The sequence below is a fragment of the Rhizobium sp. BR 362 genome (genome assembly GCF_036528765.1).
Lineage (GTDB): Bacteria > Pseudomonadota > Alphaproteobacteria > Rhizobiales > Rhizobiaceae > Rhizobium.
In genome coordinates this window covers 86,022-106,612 of sequence record NZ_JARWGH010000008.1, presented here as the reverse complement: position 1 = coordinate 106,612, position 20,591 = coordinate 86,022, and the positions used below count along the sequence as shown (strand labels likewise).

Genomic DNA, 20,591 nt, shown 5'->3' with positions numbered 1-20,591 from the left:
CAACTAGGTCGAAATCATCGCAAGATTGGGGTCGGCTTTCGGCATATCATGAAAATCAAGAATGAATAATCCTTTTGCTGAGGTGCGACACGATGACAAACGTGAGCTTCGTAACGGCCGATACCATCCGTTCGGACTTTTCAGCCGCCATGTCCGCCATGTATCGCAACGAGGTGCCGGCCTATGGCACGCTGATGTCGCTCGTGGCCAGGGTGAACGATGAGGCTCTTGCCGCCGATCCGCAGCTAAAGGCTCGCCTGGAAGCGACGGATTCTCTCAGCCGCATCTCCGAAGAGCGCCATGGCGCCATCCGTCTCGGCACGCCGCACGAGCTTACGATGATGCGCCGCGCCTTCGCTGTCATGGGCATGTATCCGGTCGGCTATTATGACCTATCGACAGCCGGCGTTCCTGTCCACTCCACCGCCTTTCGGCCCGTGGGCGAAGAAAGCCTGAAGCGCAATCCGTTCCGTGTCTTCACGTCATTGCTCCGCCTCGATCTGATCGCTGATGAGATGCTGCGCAAGGAGGCCGCCGAAGTCCTCGCAGCCCGCAAGATTTTCACGGACGAAGCGGTTCGGCTGGTGGAGAAGGCGGAGCGGGATGGCGGTCTCGATGCTTCCGATGCGGCAGGGTTTGTGCGGGAAGTGCTGGAAACCTTCCGCTGGCATGATCGCGCCATCGTCAGCGCCGGCATGTACAAGCGCCTTCATGACGCGCATCGGCTGATCGCCGACGTCGTCTCCTTCAAGGGGCCGCATATCAATCATCTGACGCCGCGCACGCTCGATATCGACAAGGTTCAGGCGTTGATGCCGGAGGAAGGAATAGCGCCGAAAGCGATCGTCGAGGGACCGCCGACCCGCAAGTGCCCCATCCTGCTTCGCCAAACCTCTTTCAAGGCCCTGGAAGAAGCCGTTTCATTCGCCGGCGAGCACGGCGCCTGGCAAGCTGGCTCGCACACTGCCCGTTTCGGCGAGATCGAGCAGCGCGGCGTCGCACTGACGCCGAAGGGCCGAGGCCTCTACGACAAGCTCTTGAAGGACACCCGCGCCCGCGTCCGGCCGGCCGCCGACGGTTCCAACGCCGGCGAATACGAAGCCGCACTTGCCGCCGTCTTCCAGGCGTTTCCGGACGATTGGAATGGCATCCGCAAAGCCGGGCTCGGCTATTTCAGCTACTCGCTGACGGAAAAGGGCAAGGCTGTCTCGAAGCGAAAGGCCGACCTTGAAACGGCAATCGAGGACGGTCTCGTTCAGTTCGATCCGATTGTTTACGAGGATTTTCTGCCAGTCAGCGCCGCCGGCATCTTTCAGTCGAACCTTGGCGATGACGCGGCGCAGGAATTCGTCGCAAGCCCCAATCAGGTGATGTTCGAACGCGACCTCGGCGCCTCGGTTCTCGATGAATTCGCGCATTATGCAGGCATCGAGCGGGCCTCCCTGGCAATGTGCATGGCTGTCCTCAACACGGCTGCCGCCGCAGAATGACGGGCGAATAATGATCGAGGCACGCCATATCGAAGCACTCAACAGCCTGCTCGGCGAGAAAGGTCTGCTCACCGAGGCAGCCGACGTCACGGCTTACGAGACCGGCGCGCGCTATGATCGGGGAAAAGCGGCATTTGTGGCGCGGCCCGCTTCCACGAAAGAGGTTTCCGCGGTTGTTGCCTATTGCGTCAGGAACGATATCGCGCTCGTGCCGCAGTCGGGCAATACTGGGCTCGTCTCGGGCTCGACGCCCGACGACAGCGGTCGCCAAGGCGTCCTCAGCCTTGAACGCCAGACCAGCACTTACGAACTCGATCGGGTCAACCGCACCGTGAAAGTCGGCGCTGGTCTTCGTCTTTCCGACCTCAATGGGAAGCTGCAGGAGAGCGGCCTTTTCTTCCCGATTGATCTCGGGGCAGACCCCCTCGTCGGCGGCATGATTGCGACGAATACTGGCGGCTCGCGATTCCTGCGCTATGGCGACGTGCGCCGCAACACCCTCGGCCTGACCGTCGTGCTGGCCGACGAGACCGGCACTGTCCTCGATCTTTCGTCGAGCCTGCGCAAAAACAACACGGGCGTCGATTGGAAGCAGTTTTTCATCGGCACGTCCGGTGCTTTCGGCGTGATCACCGAATGCGTGCTGAACCTCGAACCGGCACCGCGCCAGACAGCGACGGCTTTGCTCGTGCCGACGTCGGGCGAGCAAGTGCCAACCCTTCTCTTTGCGATGGAAGAAGCGCTCGGCCGCTATCTTTCCGCCTTCGAAGGCATGTCCGGCAATGCGGTCCGCGCGGCGCTCGATCATGTGCCTTCGCTGCGCAATCCGTTTCAGGGCGGCATCGTGCCGGAATACGTGATCCTTGCGGAGATTTCCCGCTCCAACCTGCCGCGTGAGGGTGAACAGCCGCTCGATGGCGTGCTGGAAGAGGTGCTGGCTTGCCTGTGGGAGAGGGAGGACGCTGCGCTTGCCGATGCTCTCGTCGGCCCGCCGCACGAGATATGGGCTTTGCGTCACGCTCTATCGGAAGGCGTGAAGCACATGGGACGGCTGATCGCCTTCGATCTATCCTTCCGCCGCGGCGACATCATGCGTTTTCTTGCCCATATGAGGGCCGAAATGCCCAAGCACTTTCCGGGGATAACGATCTGCGACTTCGGCCATATCGGCGACGGCGGCGTGCACTTCAATCTCGTCGTGGACAAAAATGATCCGAGGCTTGTCGACACCGGATTCGAGATGGCGTTGCGCGAATGGGTTTTTGCCGTTGCGGTCGAAGAGTTCGGCGGCAGTTTCAGCGCCGAACATGCGATTGGTCGCAAGAACCAGGCTTTCTACAACAAGTACACCCCGGCCGAGATTCGCCGATTGGCATCCGGTCTGAAAGCAATCACCTCACCTGGCGCGCTCGGCGCGGTGACCTTCTGAAATTTGCCATATCCGCGGCATTCCAAGACAATAAGAGTGGAGACAGATCATGACCATCGACGTGAAAATGGAAACCGCAGGCCTTCTCGACAAGCTGGGCGTTGATCGCGCCGTCTGGACCGGCGGCGACATCGCGTCCTATAGCCCGGTAACGGGCGAAGAGATTGCCCGGGTGAAGACCGTGTCCGCAGCCGAGGCCACCAAGGCGATCGAAGCGGCACATGAGGCCTTCAAGGCATGGCGTCTCGTGCCTGCGCCAAAGCGCGGCGAACTGGTTCGCCTTCTGGGCGAAGAATTGCGTGCCGCCAAGACCGATCTCGGCCGCCTCGTCTCGATCGAAGCCGGCAAGATCATTTCGGAAGGTCTGGGCGAGGTCCAGGAAATGATCGACATCTGCGATTTCGCTGCGGGTTTGTCCCGCCAGCTCTACGGTCTGACGATCGCGACCGAGCGCCCGGGCCACCGGATGATGGAAACCTGGCATCCGCTCGGTGTCGTCGGCATCATATCGGCCTTCAATTTTCCGGTCGCCGTCTGGTCGTGGAACGCCGCGCTTGCGCTCGTCTGCGGCAACCCCGTCGTTTGGAAGCCCTCGGAGAAGACACCGCTGACGGCGCTCGCCTGCCAGGCAATCCTCGAGCGCGCCCTTGCCCGCTTCGGCGACGCACCGAAGAGCCTGAGCCAGGTCCTGGTCGGTGATCGCGCGATCGGCGAGGTCCTGGTCGATCACGAGAAGATTGCGCTTGTTTCGGCCACCGGCTCGACGCGCATGGGCAGGGAAGTTGGCCCACGTCTCGCCAAGCGGTTCGCCCGCTCGATCCTCGAGCTGGGCGGCAACAATGCCGGCATCGTCTGCCCCTCCGCCGATCTCGACATGGCGTTGCGCGCCATCGCCTTCGGCGCCATGGGGACGGCCGGACAGCGCTGCACTACGCTGCGCCGTCTCTTCGTACACGAGAGCATCTACGACCAGCTCGTTCCGCGCCTGAAAAAGGCCTATTCAACCGTTTCCATTGGCAATCCTTTCGAAACCAACGCCCTCATCGGTCCGCTGATCGACAAGGCAGCCTTCGACAACATGCAGAAGGCGCTGTCGGCGGCGAGGGTTGAAGGCGGCATTGTTACCGGCGGTGAGCGGGTTGCGGCTGCGAGCCGGGACCCGGCCTACTACGTCCAGCCGGCGATCGTCGAAATGCCGAGGCAGGCGGGCCCGGTGCTCGAAGAGACCTTCGCGCCGATCCTCTACGTGATGAAATATTCCGACTTCGACCAGGTGCTCGAAGAGCACAACGCCGTAGCAGCCGGCTTGTCGTCTTCCATCTTCACGCTGAACATGCAGGAAGCCGAGCGCTTCCTCGCGGCCGACGGGTCGGATTGCGGCATCGCCAATGTCAATATCGGCACTTCGGGAGCTGAAATCGGCGGCGCGTTCGGCGGCGAGAAAGAAACCGGCGGCGGCCGCGAATCCGGCTCGGACGCATGGCGTGCCTACATGCGCCGCGCCACCAACACGGTGAACTATTCGAAGGCTCTGCCGCTTGCCCAGGGCGTCTCCTTCGACATCGAATGACGAGCGGTATCGAGCCAATGGCCACGAACACACAAACCCAAATCGACGCGATCAGCTTCAGGCCGGCCTCGCGGATCGCGTCGATCGGCGTCTCGAAAATTCTGCAGATCGGCGCGCGCGCCATCGCGATGAAGCGTGACGGTCTTCCGGTCATCATCTTAGGCGCCGGCGAACCCGATTTCGACACGCCCGATAATGTGAAAGAAGCCGCGAAGGCAGCGATCGACCGCGGTGAAACGAAATACACCGCGCTGGACGGCACGCCCGAACTGAAGAAGGCGATCGCCGCGAAATTCAAGCGGGAAAATGACGCCGACTACGCGCTCGACGAAATTACCGTGGCGACCGGGGCAAAGCAGATACTGTTCAACGCCTTCATGGCAAGCATCGATCCAGGCGATGAGGTCATCATCCCGACGCCTTACTGGACGTCCTATTCGGATATCGTGGAGATTTGCGGCGGCGTGCCGGTGCTGCTCCCCTGCGACGCCGAAGTCGGCTTCCGGCTCAAGGCCGATCAACTGGAAAAGGCGATCACGCCGAGGACACGCTGGCTGTTGCTCAACTCGCCATCCAATCCATCGGGCGCAGCCTACAGCGAAGCCGACTATCGGCCGCTCATCGAAGTGCTGCTTCGCCATCCGCATGTCTGGCTGATGGTCGACGACATGTACGAGCACATCGTCTATGACGGCTTCGAGTTCGTGACCCCGGTCGGCATCGAACCGCGGCTCAAGGAGCGCACGCTGACGATCAACGGCGTCTCGAAAGCCTACGCTATGACCGGCTGGCGCATCGGCTATGCCGGCGGCCCAAAAGCGCTGATCAAGGCGATGGCGGTGATCCAGAGCCAGGCGACGTCTTGCCCCTGTTCCGTCAGCCAGGCGGCCTCCGTCGAGGCGCTGAACGGTCCGCAGGACTTTCTCAAGGGACGTCAGGCGGGTTTCAAGCACCGCCGCGACCTTGTCGTCTCCGCCCTCAACGCAATTCCCGGCATCACCTGCCGCGTCCCCGAAGGCGCGTTCTACACCTTCGCCGGCTGCAGCGGCGTGATCGGCAAACGGACGCCCAAGGGCAAGCGCATCGAGGCGGACAGCGATTTTACCGACTATCTGCTGGAAGAGGCCCATGTTGCCGTAGTCCCCGGCTCCGCCTTCGGACTGTCACCTTATTTCCGGATCTCCTATGCCACCTCGGAAACGGAGCTGATTGAAGCCTTGCGCCGGATTTCGGAGGCTTGCTCGAAACTGCAATGAAAGAGGCGGGTCGCAGATCAGAATCCGAAATCGGGCGACCAGAATGTTGAGAAGGCAAGATGACCGCGGAATCCATCCTTTGGCGTGCAAGCGCACGTGAACACAGTGACGCCTTGCCGCTCGATCGCAATCTGACGGTTGATCTCGTCATCGTGGGTGGCGGCTTCACAGGATTGGCGGCGGCGCTTGAGGCCGCTTCACGCGGAGCTTCGGTCTGTGTTCTCGAGGCCGAGACGGTTGGCCACGGCGGTTCCGGTCGTAATGTCGGATTAGTCAATGCCGGATTGTGGCTGCGGCCCGACACCGTCATTGCCCAGATGGGGGAGGCCTCCGGTCGTCGCCTGATCGACATTCTAGCCGACGCACCACGCAGGGTTTTCAGCCTGATCGAACGCGAGCGGATCGATTGCGAAGCAACGCATAATGGGACCTTGCACCTGGCGCATTCCAAATCGGGGCTGAGGGATTTGGAGGAACGCTATCGGCAGGGCAACCGTTACGGCGCTCCGCTGAAGCTTCTCGATGCTGCGGAGACGAGCCGGCGCGCGGGGACAACCGCATACCACGGCTGTTTGCTGGATCCACGCGCAGGCACCATTCAACCGCTGTCCTATTGCCGGGGACTTGCGCGTGCCGCTCAAAAAAGGGGCGCAACAATTCACAGCAAAACGCCCGTCTCCTCGATAAACCGGCAGAACGATCTCTGGGTGGTGGAGGCCAACGGTCATACGGTGCGGGCAAAAGCGTTGCTCTTGGCGACCAATGCCTATCAGCTTGGCATTAAAGCGCCTTTCAGCCCGCAATACACTCCGGTGAGTTATTGCCAGTTCGCCACGGAACCCATCCCGGAAACAGCGCGCAGCCAGATATTACCGGGTGGTGAAGGCTGCTGGGATACGGCGCCGGTAATGTCCTCTTTCCGCGTAGATCATGCAGGCCGAATGATTGTCGGCGGCATCGGCAACACCGAGGGGCCAGGGGCTGCTGTCCATCGCGCATGGGCCAGACGCAAGCTTCGAAAGCTCTTCCCGGCGATTGCCAAGCTCAATTTCGACTATGTTTGGCGTGGCAGGATCGCGATGACGGACGACCACGTACCGAAAATCATCGCTTTCGGGCCGAACGCCTATGCCTGTTTCGGCTATTCCGGCCGGGGCATCGGACCAGGTACCGTATTCGGCACGCAGGCCGCCACTGCCCTTCTTGATGGCAATCCCGATCCACTGCCGATCGATCCAATCGAGCATTACGCAGAGCGTTTCAGCAGCATCAAGGCGACCTACTACGAGTTCGGTGCGACACTGATGCACTTGGTCTCTCCGGCTGCTCTGTAGGTGCCCGAACGGATCGAACGGCGAGCAATCGACACTATTCAGCGTCTGCGGATGCGTGATTGCGATCGATATGCAGCACGATCTTCTCGGGACGTTCGCCATCCTTTTGCAAGAGAATGATCACAGTGCATTTCTCGTCGCCTTGACGAAACGACAGCAGCCGACCGCTGGTCTTCGACAGGACGTGTTCCACCACTTCGGTGCAGTCGGCCAAACGATTCATTGAAGGAGTTGGCCGCAACGCCTGCGCATGCGCCGACGTGGCCAGAACCGAAACCATCGCTACGGCGGCCGAAAATGAATTCACACTATTCCGGCAACTTATCGGAGATAAGCTGCGAAACGGGCTCGATAGGTCCACTCGTAACTCCGGCAGCATAATTCCTGCTTCTGCTTTGCTCAACATCTTGGCAAGGCGTCGACACCGGTTCGGCTGAGCGTCAGCGTCCACTGGTCCGGACCTCCCTCGTCATGAATGTAAACAGATCGGCCATCGCTTTCGGCGACTTTGAGCAGCATCACCACCCAATCCGAAGGCGCCTCTCCTGGAAGCTGCTGCCGTTCCAGCCACCGAATGAGATGTCCTAAGTCACCAAAGCCCCTTTTGGGTTCAATGCGTGGCCGATAAAGCGCCCAAAGATAAACGGTCACACAGATCCTCTTAAATTGTGCCGTTGCTGACGAGTGATTGCAAAACGCGATCAGGCTTCCTTCCGGGTTGACTTGGCGGCATCCAGATCTTGGATGTCCCCCGCAGATCCACTCAGCAATACATCTCCCCCCTTGTTGATCAGGTTGCCGTGAATCGTTCAGCAAGCGATCGCGGCCGCGCCTTTCTCGACAATGAGATCGCGCCCAATGCTTCCGTGAAGTTCGAACCGTCGGCCGGCAGGAACCGTCAGCGAGCCCGCAATAGATCCAAAGAACCGCATGTCGCGATCCAATACGATCGATCCATCGATATTGGCGTTGAGATCGTCCAAGCGGTGCCCCTTTCAGTCACGAAGTTTTGGGATAATGTTCGCGAGCGCTGCAGTGGTGGCACCCTGGCGCATACGGACCTAGCCTGAGCGCTCAGTGTGGCGCGCCCGCGAACGTCCTCCCAGTGCGGACATCATGAAAATATATCATGCCATGATATAAATAAAGGAAAATTTGCATGCCCTCAGGAAAGCGGTCCAGTCGATCAGACGAAAACGAAGTTGAGGCTAGCCGTCCGCTGGATTCGGGTATCTATGAAGGTCTTGCCGGAGTGAGGCTGGCCATGCGGCTATTTCTTTCTTTCAGCGAAGCCGCGGTATCTGAGGCAGGGGTGACATCCCAGCAATATCAGGCGCTGTTGGTGATCAAGGTCGCGCCCGGCGGCCAGATCATGGTGCGCGATCTTGCCGACCAGATGCTTCTGCAGCACCATGGCGCAGTGCAGCTCGTGGACAGACTCGCGACAGCAGGATTTGCCGTGCGTATTCCCTCGGCGGAAGACAAGCGAAGCGTGCTCATCGGCCTTACTTCCGAAGGAGAAGAATTGGTCGAACGCCTGGCCAGAACCCATCTGAAAGGAATGTTGGCGAATGAACGACTGCTTGTCGAATCCTTGAAGAGGCTCCGGCGTCTTTCGAGATTGGGTTGAGACGGGCCGCGACGTCGACATCCGTTTAGCGCATTTGACGTTTGAGGAGGAGCCGAACCATGAGTTACCAGGACAAATTTCGTCTCAGCGGCGAACGCGCGGTCGTCACTGGCGGCGGCCGTGCCATCGGTCTTTGCTGTGCGCACGCACTGGCTGAAGCCGGCGCCGCGATCGTCGTCATAGAGCGCACTGAAGCCGACGCGCAGGACGCACTTGCATTGCGGGACAAAGGCTATGACGTCGAGCTGCGGGTCGGCGATGTCACGGATGCCGAGCGCATGGAGGCGATCGCGACTGAACTCGCGGAAGGGGGCCGCCCGGCCACGATCCTGGTAAACAATGCCGGAATCGGCCAGAGCGGCATTCCGTCGGAAGATGTCACCGATGCCGACTGGCTTCGAATGATGAACGTCAATGTCAACGGCGTGTTCTGGTGCTCGCGGGCCTTCGGCCGGCACATGATCGCGATGAAGCGGGGCTCTATCGTGAATCTCGGCTCTATGTCGGGGACCATCTGCAATCGGCCGCAGCCACAGACCCCGTATAACGTATCGAAGGCCGCGGTTCATCACCTCACGCGCTCGATGGCCGCCGAGTGGGCACAGCACGGCATAAGAGTAAACGCCGTGGCTCCGACATACATCGAAACTCCCATGGTCTTGGCGGTCGAGGCCAATCGCGATCGGATTCCGATCTGGCTGGGCGATACGCCGATGGGGCGGATGGGAACTCCGGAGGAGGTTGCAAGCGCAGTGCTCTTCCTCGCCTCTGATGCCGCAAGCCTCATGACGGGCGCCATAGTGAACGTCGACGGCGGTTTCACCTGTTGGTAGCCAGCCGGAATGTCGTCGGGCGCTCTCGATCTCGAACGACAAAACCAGCCTTGCGGAGATTTGGACCGACGCATTGTGATCAGCCGCGGAGAGGCGGCGCGATAGAGACGCGCAATTCGCGAAGGGAAGATGCTATGCTATCGTGGCCTTACGTCTTCCACGGATTCCTTGTCCTTCTGAAGTTAAACGTCTCAAGCAGCAAGCATCCGTCAAAATGCATAGGCCGTTCGGCAAATGCAATTTTGGCCATTCGGCAGATCCGACATGGCGGGCGACAAACCATCTCTGAGTAGTCAGCCTGAATATCGCCGGAAAAGACAAAATCATTTGATGGAGATTAAAATGAAAAAATATCTGCTTGCCGCTTCCGTGATTGCTCTTATGGCGACGCCGGCTCTTGCCGAAGAATGCGCGCCCATCACCAAACCCCAGGTGGAGCAGTTGTTTGATCGCTGGAACGCATCTCTGGCGACGCTCGATCCTGACAAGGTCGTCGCGAACTACGCTCCCGACGCAGTCCTGTTGCCGACTTTGTCGAACAAGCCGCGGCTGACGCAGGCGGAGCGCAAGGAATATTTCGTGGACTTCCTGAAGAAACATCCTCAGGGCAAGATCAACAGCCGGACGATCAAAATCGGCTGCAACGACGCCCTCGATACCGGCATCTACACCTTCACCTTGAAGGGCGGCGTGAAGGTTCCGGCACGCTACACCTTCACCTACGAGTTCAAGAACGGCAAGTGGCTGATCTCGTCGCACCATTCCTCGGCGATGCCGGAGAAGAATGCGGGCTAAGCGGCCAGTCAGCGGGAGCACTGGGCTATTCCTGGTGCTCCGCGGGGGACACCTTCAAGCGATCGTTATGATCTCCAGTTCATTGTCACCGACCAGGACGAGGTCGCCGACAAGTTTTCCTATGAGAGCCTGGGCGACGGGTGAAACGTAGGAGATCGTGCCCTGTTTGGGCTCGGCTTCGTCTTCTCCGACGATGCGATAGGTCTGTACGCGTCCGTCATCCCGGCTGAAGGTCACCGTGCTGCCGAAGGCGACGGTCTCATGGGAGGCTGGCGCTGCCACGACCTCGGCAGTGCGGACCCTCTCGGAGAAATACCGCAGGTCACGGAGGGGGACTGCCGCCTGCCGCCGCCGCTCATTCACGTCCTCGACAGCGCTTGCAGCTTCGTACTGTTCGCGAGCCTCCTGAAGCGCGGCGTTGAGCGCCGTCCATCCCGCTTCGGTGACAAGGTTCGGATGGGGCGAGATAGTGCGGTCAGGAAGCTGCGTCTCCGCAGCCGTTTCCGCACTTTCCTCTTTTGTAAATGCGACTGCCAAAGCAAACTCCGAAAGCAAACGATCCTGTACCGGAATGATATAGTCTAGTGATAGCGGAAGTTAAGATGTTACCGAGGCTGCGTACGCTTTGTAGCGAACGTTCCAACACGGGTATGTCGCCGCCTCCGGAATAGAACCCTGGGTCCTCGCGTGGAATTGGCAGATCTGAAGACGTTCTTCCGGACCTAACTCATGTCTCGGCGAGCGAACAGCTCACCACTTCGGTGGGTGACAAATTCGCCATTCCGCCAGCTTCTGGAAAAACTTTCTCCATCGGGCCGCAGGCTGCAAAATAGATAGCCTATCAAATACATGGATTATATCGCAATACTTACCTATCGCGGCTTCATCCCAGCCAAAACCTGCAATATGGAGAGGAACCTATGAAAAGACAGATCAAGCTCGGCGCATTTCTCCCCGGCGGCGGCCAGCATATCGCGTCCTGGCGCCATCCGGACCAACCGGTCGACGGGGCGGTTAATCTCAAGTTCCACATCGAGCTCGCGCAGGCCGCCGAACGCGGCTTCTTTGATGCGTACTTCCTGGCAGATGGGCTTGCGATCTCCTTTGGCGGCGGCGTGGAGGGCGGCAATGCGAGGGTAGGCGGCTTCGAGCCCGTCACGTTGTTTTCGGCACTGGCGCCGTTCACCAAGCACATCGGCTTCATCGCGACGTCATCGACGACCTATGAGGAGCCTTACTCCGTTGCGCGCAAGTTCGCCTCGCTCGACTTGATCTCCGGCGGTCGGGCCGGATGGAACGTTGTCACGACCGCCACGGAAGCCGCGGCGAGGAATTTCAATCTCGAGCGACAGTTGCCTCATGCAACTCGCTACAAGCGGGCGGCCGAACATGTCGAGGTCGTCAAGAAGCTTTGGGAAAGCTTTGACGACGACGCCTTCATTCGCGATCGCGCAAGCGGGGTCTATTTCGACGTGAACAAGGTGCACCGCACCGATCACCGCGGCGAACATTTTCGGGTCGAGGGACCATTGAACGTCCCCCGTTCGCCTCAGGGGCATCCCGTCGTCGTGCAGGCGGGCCAGTCGGACGATGGGCGCGGACTTGCAGCGGCGAGTGCGGAGGTGATCTTTACGGCGCACCAGAAGCTCGATACCGCCCAGGAATTCTATCGCGATATCAAAACGCGTGCACGCAGCCTCGGTCGTGATCCCGCGCATGTGCTGGTCATGCCGGGCGTGTCGCCCTTTGTCGGCCGGACGGAGGCAGAGGCGCGCGAGAAATATGAGCGGCTCACGAGCCTGATCATCGAAGAGGACGGGCTCGCGCTGATCAGCGGGCTCACCGGCGGCGAGTTGGATCTTAGGGGTGCGGATCTCGACGGTCCGCTGCCTCCGGCACCGCCGACAGAGGGCATGAAGAGCCGCCAGGAATTGATCCGGCGCATTGCGGACGAGAACAATTTCTCCATTCGCCAGCTCTACCAGTGGATCGCTTCCGCGCGTGGCCATTTAACCATCGTGGGCTCGGCGGTCCAGGTCGCCGATACCCTGCAGGAATGGTTCGAAAACGAAGGCGCGGATGGCTTCAACATCCTGCCGCCATGGCTGCCCACCGGCCTTAATGATTTCGTCGACCTCGTCATTCCCGAGCTGCAGCGCCGAGGCCTGTTCCGCACCGCGTATGAAGGCAAGACCCTCCGCGAAAACCTGGGCCTGCCTTTCCCGCAAAATCGATGGGCCGCTGCCTATACCGAAGCCGCCGAATAACTGAGACAGGAATAGGGGAAAAGCTCATGGCGCTTGAAACTGAACAACAGGCTCTCCTGGGGAGCTATCGCGAAGCATATATCTCGCAGAGCAGGCTGGTACGGGAAGCAGCGGCGCTGCTGCGCGGTTTCATATCGCGCTATGGCCTGATCATTGTTTTCGTTGCTCTCTGGCAGATTTCGCCGTCGCTTGGCTGGAGCAACCCCGCGGTCCTGCCGCCACCGGATGCAATCCTGCGAGCGCTCTGGAACGGGATCAGCGGCGGCCCGCTACTGGGCGATATCGCCATCAGCCTCCAGCGCGCCGGCATCGCATTTGGCGCAGCGGTCGGCGTCGGCATTCCGCTTGGGCTGTTCATGGGGCAGATCCGAATTATCGAGCGCAGCCTCGATCCGATCCTGCAACTGTTTCGTCAGACCTCCGCGCTCGCGCTCTATCCGGTATTCATTTTGCTGCTCGGCCTCGGCGAGGCGTCGAAGATCTTCGTGATCTTCTGGGCAACGCTGTTCCCGACGCTTCTCGCCACCATCGGGGGCGTCAAACAGGTGGACCCGAAGCTCGTGGAAATGGCGCGTGTCTACGGTGCCAAGCCGCTTACCGTGTTTCGTCGCGTGATCCTGCCGGCTGCCCTGCCGCAGATATTCATTGGGTTGCGGCTGAGCGCCACCACCTCGCTTCTGCTGCTCATCGCCGCCGAAATGATCGGCGCCAATTCCGGCGTCGGGTTTCAGGTGATGAATGCGCAATACAATTTCCAGATCCCGTTGATGTTCGCGGCAATTCTGTTGCTCGCACTTCTGGGTCTGTCGGCCAACTTCATCCTCGAAGCATTGCAGGCCCGGCTCTGCCGTTGGGCCATCCCCAAGGACTGACGGGTCAAACGCCCCACCATTTTTCATCTCATTCGATCCATGGAGTTCACATGCAGATTTCGCGTCGTTCTTTCGGCATCGCCGCAGTCGCAGCCGGCATGCTTGTGGCCGTTCCGGCAGGCGTTGCCTTCGCTGCCGATACAGATCAGGTCACCATCCGTTATCTCTCAAGCCAGGGCGGTCTTTCTGCCCATGAACTTGCCGACGCGCTCGGTTATTTCAAGGATACCGGCGTGACCGTAAAGGATGTCGGCTACGCCCAGGGCGGTCCGGCCTCTCTCTTTGCGCTGGCGTCCGGCAATGTCGAAGTCGGCGGCGCCGCGACGGCCGCGGTGCTGAACTCGATTGCCGGCGGCAATGATTTCGTTGCAGCCTATCCTTCGAACGGTATCGACAAGACCACCGAGAGCATCTTCTATTCGCTTGACGGCAGCCCGATCAAATCGATCAAGGATCTCGCCGGCAAGACGATTGCCGTCAATACGCTTGGTGCCCATCTCGATTATACGGTGCGCGAGGCGCTGCATTCCGTCGGCCTGCCGGAAAATGCGGCCAAGCTCGTCGTCGTTCCAGGTCCGCAGCTCGAACAGGTTCTGCGTTCCAAGCAGGTCGATGTCTCCGCCTTCGGTTACTGGCAGAAAACCTATGAAGGCGTCGCTCTGAAAAACGGAGGTCTCCAGAAGATCTTCGGCGACACCGACGTACTCGGTGAGATCGCCGGCGGCTTTACGGTGCTGCGTCGCGATTGGATCAAGCAACACCCGCAGGCGGCCAAGATCTTCGTCGAGAAGTCGCAGGCCGCGCTCGAATATGCTCGTCTGCATCCGGAGGAAACCAAAGCGGTGATCGCCAAGGTTCTCGCCTCGCGCGGCGAGAATGCCGACATTGCGCAATATTTCACCGGTTATGGCGTGCGTGAAGGCGGCAAGGCCGTGCCGCGCGACCTGCAATTCTGGATCGATATCCTCACTCGCGGCGGCGTTCTGAAGCCGGGACAGCTCAAGGCAGAAGACATTCTCTACGATCCGGCGAATTTCGCCGTTGCCGGCAACTGAGGAGCAAGCCGATGACTGTTGCTGAACTGACCTTGCGCGGAGAGGTGACGATCAAGAATGTCTCCAAATCCTACTCGATCAACGGCCGCCATCTCAATGTGCTGCAGGGGGTCAGCAACCACATTCGCGCCGGCGAAAGCCTGGCGATCGTGGGAGCTTCGGGTTCCGGCAAGACGACCCTGCTCAGGGTTCTCGCCGGGCTTGAGAATGCGGATCGCGGCGATGTGCTGATCGACGGCCAGCCCGTTCGCGGGGTCGGCGCGGATCGCGCGGTCATCTTCCAGGAGCCGAGGCTTCTGCCCTGGCTCACAGTGCTCGACAACGTCGCCTTTCCCCTCAAAAATCAAGGTCTGAGGAAGGCCGAGGCGAGGGCTCGGGCGCGCCACTATGTCCAGCTCGTGGGCCTCTCCGATTTCGCCGACGCTCTTCCGTCGCAGCTTTCGGGCGGCATGGCGCAGCGCGTCGGCATTGCGAGGGCGCTCGCGGTGAAACCTGAAATCCTGTTGCTCGACGAGCCGTTCGGCGCACTCGACGCCATGACCAAGATCACCATGCAGGAAGAGCTCGCTCGCATCTGGCGGGAGGAAAAGGTGACGATGATCCTCGTCACGCATGATCTCGAGGAGGCGGTCTATCTCGCTGACCGCGTTCTCATTCTCTCCAAGGAAAAGGGCGGTCGCACCCGCGAGATCGACATCGACCTTCCGCGGCCGCGCAACCGCAGCGAGGCGCGCTTCGTCAAGTTTCGTGAGCAACTGTTGAACACGTTCGGACTGCACTGAACTTTCGCTAAATAGCCTGTTCGCGGCTGGGGCAGCCGAATAACTGCCCCAGGCCGGCGCGGGCGCTCGCCGCCTGAGGAAACCGGGAAGCGGCACTCCCGCACTCAATGCTTTTCGAGCACCTCATGCTCGTAAAGCTGATCCATGCTGAGGGATGCGACGGCGGCGAAGGGGGTTTGATTGCGGACCCGCCCGCCGGAGAGGATGACGACATCGTCGCAGAAGGAGATCGTGCTGCGATGATGGCTGATCACGATCGTCGTTCGGCGTCCGGCTCGCGATTTCAAAGTCTCGACGATGGCCGCTTCCGATAAGCCGTCCATGGCATTGGTCGCTTCATCGAGGATGAGGATGTCCGGATCTCGCACGAGCGCTCTTGCGAGCGCGATCCGCTGCCGCTGCCCAGCCGACAGGCTCGCACCCCGATAGCCGACGATGGTTTCATATCCATCCGGAAGCTTTTCGATGAATTCATGCGCCTCGGCAAGTCTGGCAGCACGTTCGGCTTCGGCGAGCGAAGCACTCTGCCCATAGGCGATGTTTTCAAGAATAGTGCCGTCCACCAGTTCGAGTTCCTGGCTGGCGAGGGCGATCCGATCGCGCCATTGGGCGGGATCCATTCGCTGGAGCGGTGACCCGTCGATGAGAATGTTGCCCTCGTCGGGTTCGACAAAGCGGCAGAGAAGATTGACGATCGTCGTTTTTCCCGCGCCGGAGCGGCCAACGATCGCGGTGGAGCGGCCGTGACGGATTTCGAAGCTGGCGGAGCGCAGCACCGTGGGCCGGGAAGCCGAGCCTGGGTATTTGAAGCTCACGCCATCGAACTTGATCTCTCCATGCAGCCCATGCGCCGGCTCATTTCCCGACGGCGGTCTCGGCTTGTCGGTGGAATCCAGCAGCCAGCGCACCTCCTCTAGCGAACCGCTCCAGCCTAGCACCTGGCTCCATGCCTGCTGCAGGGCACGCACGTGTGGCTGCAGCCGATAGAGCAGGACGACAAAGGCCACGATGATCGGAAAGCTGACACCCCAAGCCCATGCGCTCACCACAACTGCAAGGAAAAGGGCCGAATGCATAACCTCGGTCAGCGGAGGCAGGGCGCCCTGACGGGTCTGCAGAATGAAGCTCGCTTTGCGAACGGCGTTCGAAGCACCGTCGAAGATTGCTTTTTCGCGTGCCTCCTGGCCGAAGGCGCGGATCAGCCTGCCGGCATGGACGAGATGCAGCATTCTGCTAGCGAGCTCATTGTTGAAGGACGTGACGTCGCGGCTCGGCATTTTCAGGGTGGAGGAGAGAATAGCATGGGCGATCTGCACGAGGATGAGGCCGATCGTGACGCAGAACGTCATTTGCCATGAAAGCAGCAGCAGGAATGTCAGCAGGATAATCGCCGCCGATGCGTTTACGATTGCGCCGAGCACTGTCTGTATCGCATCCGATGCCCGCCAGGATTCGTTGGAGATGATGTTCAGCAGCCGACCGGGGCTTTCCTGCAGGAAAAAGGGATATCCGATCTTCAGGAGTTGATCGGCGAGCGCGCTGCGGATCGCATGACCGGCCTTGCCATAGATGAAGTTGGTGAGCGCCGTGTTGGTGAAGGCAAGAATGTTCTTCAACGTGATCAGTGCCAGGATGCAGGCGGCGATGGCCATCAGCCTCTGCCGATCATCCAGGCTCGAACCCACCTGCTGAAAGAGCGCGGAAAATCCGCCAAGCCCCGCCTGATCCTTTTGACCGCCTATGATGCTCAGCATCGGGATGATGAGCCCGATGCCGGTGCCTTCGAGTACGGCGCCGATCAGGCCGAAAACGACGACGACCGGCAGGAGGCGCATCTGCCGGCCAAGCGCCTGGCGCAGGATCTGCAGGCCGGGCAGAAGGAGTTTCAGCATGGCGGATTACCTCAAAGAGCGGGTTGCCTGTTTGATCTTGTCCAATTCCGGCTGCCGGCGTCGGCCTGTCACGGCAAGCCGCGCGAACTCGGCCGCACCCAGCAGATTCATGGACACGATCGGCCAGTGGGACAAGGAGACTTCCGGATCGAAGCGGTCTCCGCCCCACGATTCCCGACAGGCCGAGCGAAAAGTCCAGTAGAAATGCCGCAGGAGCCACGGTGCCTTGAACAGATGCTTCAGGCAAAGACCGCCGTTTCCGAGGCTGTAGTTGCGGTGAAGCCGCTCGATCGCCTCCCGCGTATCGCGTCCATGATAATGCAGAACGCTCATGTCAGGCACATATTCGATAGGGATGCCGAGTTGAAAGGCGCGAACGATATAATCGGTATCCTCGGCCGATTGCAGAAAGCTGCCGGCGCCGAAGCGTTCGTCGAAATAGCCGACCCGCAAGGCAACCTCCCTGTGCATCGTCATGTTGCAGCCCAGAATGAAGCCGCCTGGATGGATGTCGGGGGTGAAGCGGGCCCTTTGCAGCGATCGCTTGATCGTAAACGGCAGATCGAGCGCATTGCCCAGTTCGACGCGGCCGCCCCGGATGATGCAGCCTTCATCGTTCAGATAGTGCCGCTCCAGATCCCGCAGGTAATGCAGCCCCACTTCGCAATCGTCGTCGATGAAAATCAGGATACGCCCCCGAGACCGCTCCATCCCCGCATTGCGGGCTGCTGCCAGGCCGCGCCGGTGCTCCACCACCAACGTAATCGTCATGCCTGAGGTGGCGGCGAGGCGGGCCAGTCGCTCGGCAGTGTCGTCGGTCGAGCCGTTGTCGACGACCACCAGTTCGCTGGTCATCGAGGCATGCGAACGACAGGTCGCCTCGATCGATCGGATACACGCCTCAAGCGCTTCGGCGCGGTTGCGGGTGCAGACGATGAAACTCGCTGCGGGATCACGACCGCCGGAGGCCTTCGGGGGCTTTGCGGATGGCTGCGCACGCTCGCGCAGGATTTCGGAACGCTCCCCGGCCATCTCAGGCAAGCCCCTGCAGCGGCGGCACGCTCTTTACCGGTACCGATTGCCTGTATCTCGCCAGCGCATCGAGGCGAAGGCTCGCGTCGCTCCAGATGCGGCTGCACCAGGGCGCATAGGCCGCGGCGCGCAGGCCATATCGTTCCCGGCGCCGGATTGCATGCCATTTCCCGGTTTGCGTCAGGAACTGATGCGTGAGCTGCGGCTGCTTCTCGTCGGCGATGAGCTGATAGACGAAATAGAAGAAGCACATGAGGCCCTCCTTATGGCTCGCAGAGGTCTGCATGCCGAGCGCGGCGATCTTTTCTTCGATGGAGAGGAGACAGTCGGCAGCACGTCGAACCGTGTCCGGCGTCACCGCCGCGCCGATAGCGTGCAGAGCGTCGGCATCGTCGATCAGGGATTCCCGTTGGAGATTTTCTGCCGCGATCTTCAGATGCGTCCGGCGCATCGGCCGCTTGTGCTTGTTGGTGACGCTCTCGTCGTGAACCCGGTAGGCAACGAGGCTGTCGTCGATCATGGCGGCGGGAAATTCGCGCGTGATGCGCCGGAACACGTCGAAGTCCTCCGCATGCACATAAGTCGCATCGTAAGTCAGCATGTCCGTGGGAATGATATTGCGATTGTACATTACGGTGGAATGCATGAAGGCGGTGTAGAACATCGACAAGACATGCCAGTCGGCCGATTGGTGAATCGGATTGGGCGTGCCGCGCACGACGCGATTGCCGATGAGCCGATCGACGCCCGTGCCGCAGATCGCCAGTCGAGGCCGTTCTTGGAACAGGGCAATCTGGCGGGAAAAGCGGGTTGGATAGGCGATATCGTCGGCATCCATCCGGGCGACAAGCTCCCCTTTTGCCATGGCGATGCCTTCGTTGAGGGTCGCGATGAGCCCGCGGTTCTCGCGCGAGACGATACGGAGCCGGCCGTTGGCCTCCTGGTGCCGTTGCAGGATGTCCAGCGAGCGATCGGTGGAGCCATCGTCGATGGCAATGACATCGAGGCGCTTGTAATCCTGCCGCAGGATGCTCTCGATAGCGGCGGCGAGATAGGGTTCGCCGTTATAGACAGGCAGCACGACAGAGACCAATGGGCCGGACATTCTTCAACTCGTCAGCTTATTGCAAATCGGATGTTTGGACGGCGTCGCCACGGTTGCCATCATCGCGGTGGTAGAGCGCCGTGTCGTATGCCTTGGAGCCATGCCTATGCTCCAGCAGCTCCCCCGCCATCGCAATCGATGGGGCAGCGGGCCGATGGCTGCGGGCGACATAAGGGAAGTGGCGTTTAAGGTTGTTCAAAGGCTTCTCGAAAAACAGCCAGGAAATCGAGGCGAGCATCAATGTCGCGACGCTTCCGACGATCAAGCGCCCGAGGCCTTGTTCGGACACATTGACCGGAATCCAGGCTTGCGCCTTAACGATCAGCGAAAGGACGATCGGATGGAAGAGGTAGATGCCGTAGCTTACCCGGCCGGTCGCCGCTATCGGCGAGGATTCGAGCAATCGGCCAAAGAGGGATCGAAAGCCCGCGGCGGCGCAGCCGACGAGCATGACGAGCGGCACGAGCGGGAAAACTTCCGAGCCTATCCAGATCACCCAGTCCAGCATCGGTGTGATGGGATCGGGCCGCAGCCATAACGCCACGGCGGCAGCCGCGGCCAGCGGCATCCAGCTGTGTCGCATCCATTGCGGCCAGGCCTGCGTTCGCTCGCGATAGGCTGCGAGCAAGGCGCCGCCCACCAGCGCATCCATCGAGGCCGAAGGGAGAAGGTCCCGCATCAGGGAAGGAGTCCACGTCAGCGGCCAGCAGAACCGATAGGCGAGCGAACATGCGATGACGGCAATACAGATTCGTTCGATCAGCCGGCGCGGCGCCAGCAGGATCACCAGCGGCCAGACGATATAGAATTGTTCCTCGATGCTGAGGCTCCAGGTATGGCAGAGCACCCACGGCGTCCATTCGGCGCGCATCGCATACCAATAGTTCGACAGATAAAGTGCGTGCCATTTGACGTTGCTGCGGGCTCCTTCGAGGTCGAGGAAATAGACGAAGGCCAACATGGCAAAATAGGATGGAAATATGCGTAAGATGCGGCGGATATAGAAGGCTTTAAATGCCGTGATCGGCTGGTATTGGGCATCGGCCCGCGCCTGCAGCAACAGCCGCGTTATCAGGAAGCCGCTGAGTACGAAAAAGAGCCGGACTCCGAGGTGGCCCCAAATAGACCTGTCGGCTGCAAAGAAATGTGCATACAGCACCATGCTGACAGCAAGAGTTCTCAGCCCGTCCAATTGGCGGTCGCGTATATTCGCCATCGACACTCCCCGCTTTCAGCCTTGTAGGACACT

19 protein-coding genes are annotated in these 20,591 nt (G+C 60.4%); 12 read left to right on the top strand and 7 right to left on the bottom strand.

The annotated features are described in order from the left end of the window. Positions 1-92: 92 nt before the first annotated feature. The 5 genes from hglS to QDY28_RS14195 are packed head-to-tail and all read left to right on the top strand — an operon-like array spanning position 93 to position 7,079. Positions 93-1,490, top strand: coding sequence for a 2-oxoadipate dioxygenase/decarboxylase HglS (hglS, locus tag QDY28_RS14215; protein ID WP_331382330.1), 1,398 nt, complete (start codon positions 93-95; stop codon positions 1,488-1,490). 10 nt (positions 1,491-1,500) lie between these two features. Next, entirely contained in the window at positions 1,501-2,919 is a 1,419-nt protein-coding gene (locus tag QDY28_RS14210) for an FAD-binding oxidoreductase (protein ID WP_331382329.1), read from the top strand. 49 nt (positions 2,920-2,968) lie between these two features. Next, positions 2,969-4,489, top strand: coding sequence for an L-piperidine-6-carboxylate dehydrogenase (gene amaB, locus QDY28_RS14205; RefSeq protein WP_331382328.1), 1,521 nt, complete (start codon positions 2,969-2,971; stop codon positions 4,487-4,489). A gap of 17 nt (positions 4,490-4,506) precedes the next feature. After that, on the top strand, positions 4,507-5,745 hold the full coding sequence (locus QDY28_RS14200) for a pyridoxal phosphate-dependent aminotransferase (RefSeq protein WP_331382327.1): 1,239 nt from the start codon (positions 4,507-4,509) through the stop codon (positions 5,743-5,745). Positions 5,746-5,804: 59 nt separating this feature from the next. Next, positions 5,805-7,079 carry an NAD(P)/FAD-dependent oxidoreductase gene (locus QDY28_RS14195; RefSeq protein ID WP_331382326.1) on the top strand — a complete coding sequence of 425 codons (1,275 nt, stop codon included), beginning with the start codon at positions 5,805-5,807 and terminating at the stop codon, positions 7,077-7,079. Positions 7,080-7,113: 34 nt separating this feature from the next. Here QDY28_RS14195 and QDY28_RS14190 read toward each other — a convergent pair whose 3' ends face one another. Both QDY28_RS14190 and QDY28_RS14185 read right to left on the bottom strand, forming a co-directional pair. Further along, positions 7,114-7,530, bottom strand: a complete 417-nt coding sequence (locus QDY28_RS14190) for a hypothetical protein (protein ID WP_331382325.1) — start codon at positions 7,528-7,530, stop codon at positions 7,114-7,116. Between the two features lie 358 nt (positions 7,531-7,888). Next, on the bottom strand, positions 7,889-8,062 hold the full coding sequence (locus tag QDY28_RS14185; protein WP_331382324.1) for a hypothetical protein: 174 nt from the start codon (positions 8,060-8,062) through the stop codon (positions 7,889-7,891). A 281-nt stretch (positions 8,063-8,343) separates the two neighbouring features. Between QDY28_RS14185 and QDY28_RS14180 the strand changes: the two genes are divergently transcribed. The 3 genes from QDY28_RS14180 to QDY28_RS14170 all read left to right on the top strand — a co-directional run bounded on the left by QDY28_RS14180 (position 8,344) and on the right by QDY28_RS14170 (position 10,337). After that, entirely contained in the window at positions 8,344-8,709 is a 366-nt protein-coding gene (locus QDY28_RS14180) for a MarR family transcriptional regulator (RefSeq protein WP_331382323.1), read from the top strand. A gap of 59 nt (positions 8,710-8,768) precedes the next feature. Next, on the top strand, positions 8,769-9,542 hold the full coding sequence (locus QDY28_RS14175) for an SDR family NAD(P)-dependent oxidoreductase (protein ID WP_331382322.1): 774 nt from the start codon (positions 8,769-8,771) through the stop codon (positions 9,540-9,542). Positions 9,543-9,923: 381 nt separating this feature from the next. Beyond that, positions 9,924-10,337, top strand: a complete 414-nt coding sequence (locus tag QDY28_RS14170) for an SgcJ/EcaC family oxidoreductase (RefSeq protein ID WP_442967521.1) — start codon at positions 9,924-9,926, stop codon at positions 10,335-10,337. A gap of 54 nt (positions 10,338-10,391) precedes the next feature. Here QDY28_RS14170 and greA read toward each other — a convergent pair whose 3' ends face one another. Next, complete coding sequence (greA, locus tag QDY28_RS14165) at positions 10,392-10,874, bottom strand: transcription elongation factor GreA (protein WP_331382320.1); 483 nt, start codon at positions 10,872-10,874, stop codon at positions 10,392-10,394. Positions 10,875-11,257: 383 nt separating this feature from the next. Here greA and QDY28_RS14160 point away from each other — a divergent pair, with 383 nt between their 5' ends. From QDY28_RS14160 to QDY28_RS14145, 4 genes are read left to right on the top strand one after another with little or no spacing between them, the layout of a single operon-like run. Continuing rightward, positions 11,258-12,604: an LLM class flavin-dependent oxidoreductase gene (locus tag QDY28_RS14160; RefSeq protein ID WP_331382319.1), complete on the top strand. Its 1,347-nt coding sequence runs from the start codon at positions 11,258-11,260 to the stop codon at positions 12,602-12,604. 26 nt (positions 12,605-12,630) lie between these two features. Then, positions 12,631-13,476, top strand: a complete 846-nt coding sequence (locus QDY28_RS14155) for an ABC transporter permease (RefSeq protein ID WP_331382318.1) — start codon at positions 12,631-12,633, stop codon at positions 13,474-13,476. A 50-nt stretch (positions 13,477-13,526) separates the two neighbouring features. Beyond that, positions 13,527-14,531 (top strand): ABC transporter substrate-binding protein, encoded by a 1,005-nt coding sequence (locus tag QDY28_RS14150; protein WP_442967518.1) that lies wholly within the window; start codon positions 13,527-13,529, stop codon positions 14,529-14,531. A gap of 11 nt (positions 14,532-14,542) precedes the next feature. Next, positions 14,543-15,313, top strand: a complete 771-nt coding sequence (locus tag QDY28_RS14145) for an ABC transporter ATP-binding protein (protein WP_331382317.1) — start codon at positions 14,543-14,545, stop codon at positions 15,311-15,313. A gap of 104 nt (positions 15,314-15,417) precedes the next feature. Here the strand turns inward: QDY28_RS14145 and QDY28_RS14140 are convergent, their stop codons facing one another. The 4 genes from QDY28_RS14140 to QDY28_RS14125 are packed head-to-tail and all read right to left on the bottom strand — an operon-like array spanning position 15,418 to position 20,558. Continuing rightward, positions 15,418-17,205: an ABC transporter ATP-binding protein gene (locus QDY28_RS14140; RefSeq protein WP_331382316.1), complete on the bottom strand. Its 1,788-nt coding sequence runs from the start codon at positions 17,203-17,205 to the stop codon at positions 15,418-15,420. A gap of 6 nt (positions 17,206-17,211) precedes the next feature. Continuing rightward, the gene (locus QDY28_RS14135) at positions 17,212-18,237 is read right to left on the bottom strand and encodes a glycosyltransferase family 2 protein (protein ID WP_331382315.1); all 1,026 of its coding nucleotides are present in this window, start codon (positions 18,235-18,237) and stop codon (positions 17,212-17,214) included. A gap of 1 nt (position 18,238) precedes the next feature. Continuing rightward, a complete protein-coding gene (locus QDY28_RS14130) occupies positions 18,239-19,342 on the bottom strand; it encodes a glycosyltransferase family 2 protein (protein ID WP_331382314.1) in 1,104 nt (367 codons plus the stop codon). A 16-nt stretch (positions 19,343-19,358) separates the two neighbouring features. Continuing rightward, complete coding sequence (locus QDY28_RS14125; protein WP_331382313.1) at positions 19,359-20,558, bottom strand: acyltransferase family protein; 1,200 nt, start codon at positions 20,556-20,558, stop codon at positions 19,359-19,361. Positions 20,559-20,591: the final 33 nt, after the last annotated feature.

Bases quoted from the DNA above. Each gene is read 5' to 3' on its own strand.
- hglS (WP_331382330.1), top strand. From the start codon at position 93: ATGACAAACGTGAGCTTCGTAACGGCCGATACCATCCGTTCGGACTTT.
- QDY28_RS14210 (WP_331382329.1), top strand. From the start codon at position 1,501: ATGATCGAGGCACGCCATATCGAAGCACTCAACAGCCTGCTCGGCGAG.
- amaB (WP_331382328.1), top strand. From the start codon at position 2,969: ATGACCATCGACGTGAAAATGGAAACCGCAGGCCTTCTCGACAAGCTG.
- QDY28_RS14200 (WP_331382327.1), top strand. From the start codon at position 4,507: ATGGCCACGAACACACAAACCCAAATCGACGCGATCAGCTTCAGGCCG.
- QDY28_RS14195 (WP_331382326.1), top strand. From the start codon at position 5,805: ATGACCGCGGAATCCATCCTTTGGCGTGCAAGCGCACGTGAACACAGT.
- QDY28_RS14180 (WP_331382323.1), top strand. From the start codon at position 8,344: ATGCGGCTATTTCTTTCTTTCAGCGAAGCCGCGGTATCTGAGGCAGGG.
- QDY28_RS14175 (WP_331382322.1), top strand. From the start codon at position 8,769: ATGAGTTACCAGGACAAATTTCGTCTCAGCGGCGAACGCGCGGTCGTC.
- QDY28_RS14170 (WP_442967521.1), top strand. From the start codon at position 9,924: ATGGCGACGCCGGCTCTTGCCGAAGAATGCGCGCCCATCACCAAACCC.
- QDY28_RS14160 (WP_331382319.1), top strand. From the start codon at position 11,258: ATGAAAAGACAGATCAAGCTCGGCGCATTTCTCCCCGGCGGCGGCCAG.
- QDY28_RS14155 (WP_331382318.1), top strand. From the start codon at position 12,631: ATGGCGCTTGAAACTGAACAACAGGCTCTCCTGGGGAGCTATCGCGAA.
- QDY28_RS14150 (WP_442967518.1), top strand. From the start codon at position 13,527: ATGCAGATTTCGCGTCGTTCTTTCGGCATCGCCGCAGTCGCAGCCGGC.
- QDY28_RS14145 (WP_331382317.1), top strand. From the start codon at position 14,543: ATGACTGTTGCTGAACTGACCTTGCGCGGAGAGGTGACGATCAAGAAT.
- QDY28_RS14140 (WP_331382316.1), bottom strand. From the start codon at position 17,205: ATGCTGAAACTCCTTCTGCCCGGCCTGCAGATCCTGCGCCAGGCGCTT.
- QDY28_RS14135 (WP_331382315.1), bottom strand. From the start codon at position 18,237: ATGGCCGGGGAGCGTTCCGAAATCCTGCGCGAGCGTGCGCAGCCATCC.
- QDY28_RS14130 (WP_331382314.1), bottom strand. From the start codon at position 19,342: ATGTCCGGCCCATTGGTCTCTGTCGTGCTGCCTGTCTATAACGGCGAA.
- QDY28_RS14125 (WP_331382313.1), bottom strand. From the start codon at position 20,558: ATGGCGAATATACGCGACCGCCAATTGGACGGGCTGAGAACTCTTGCT.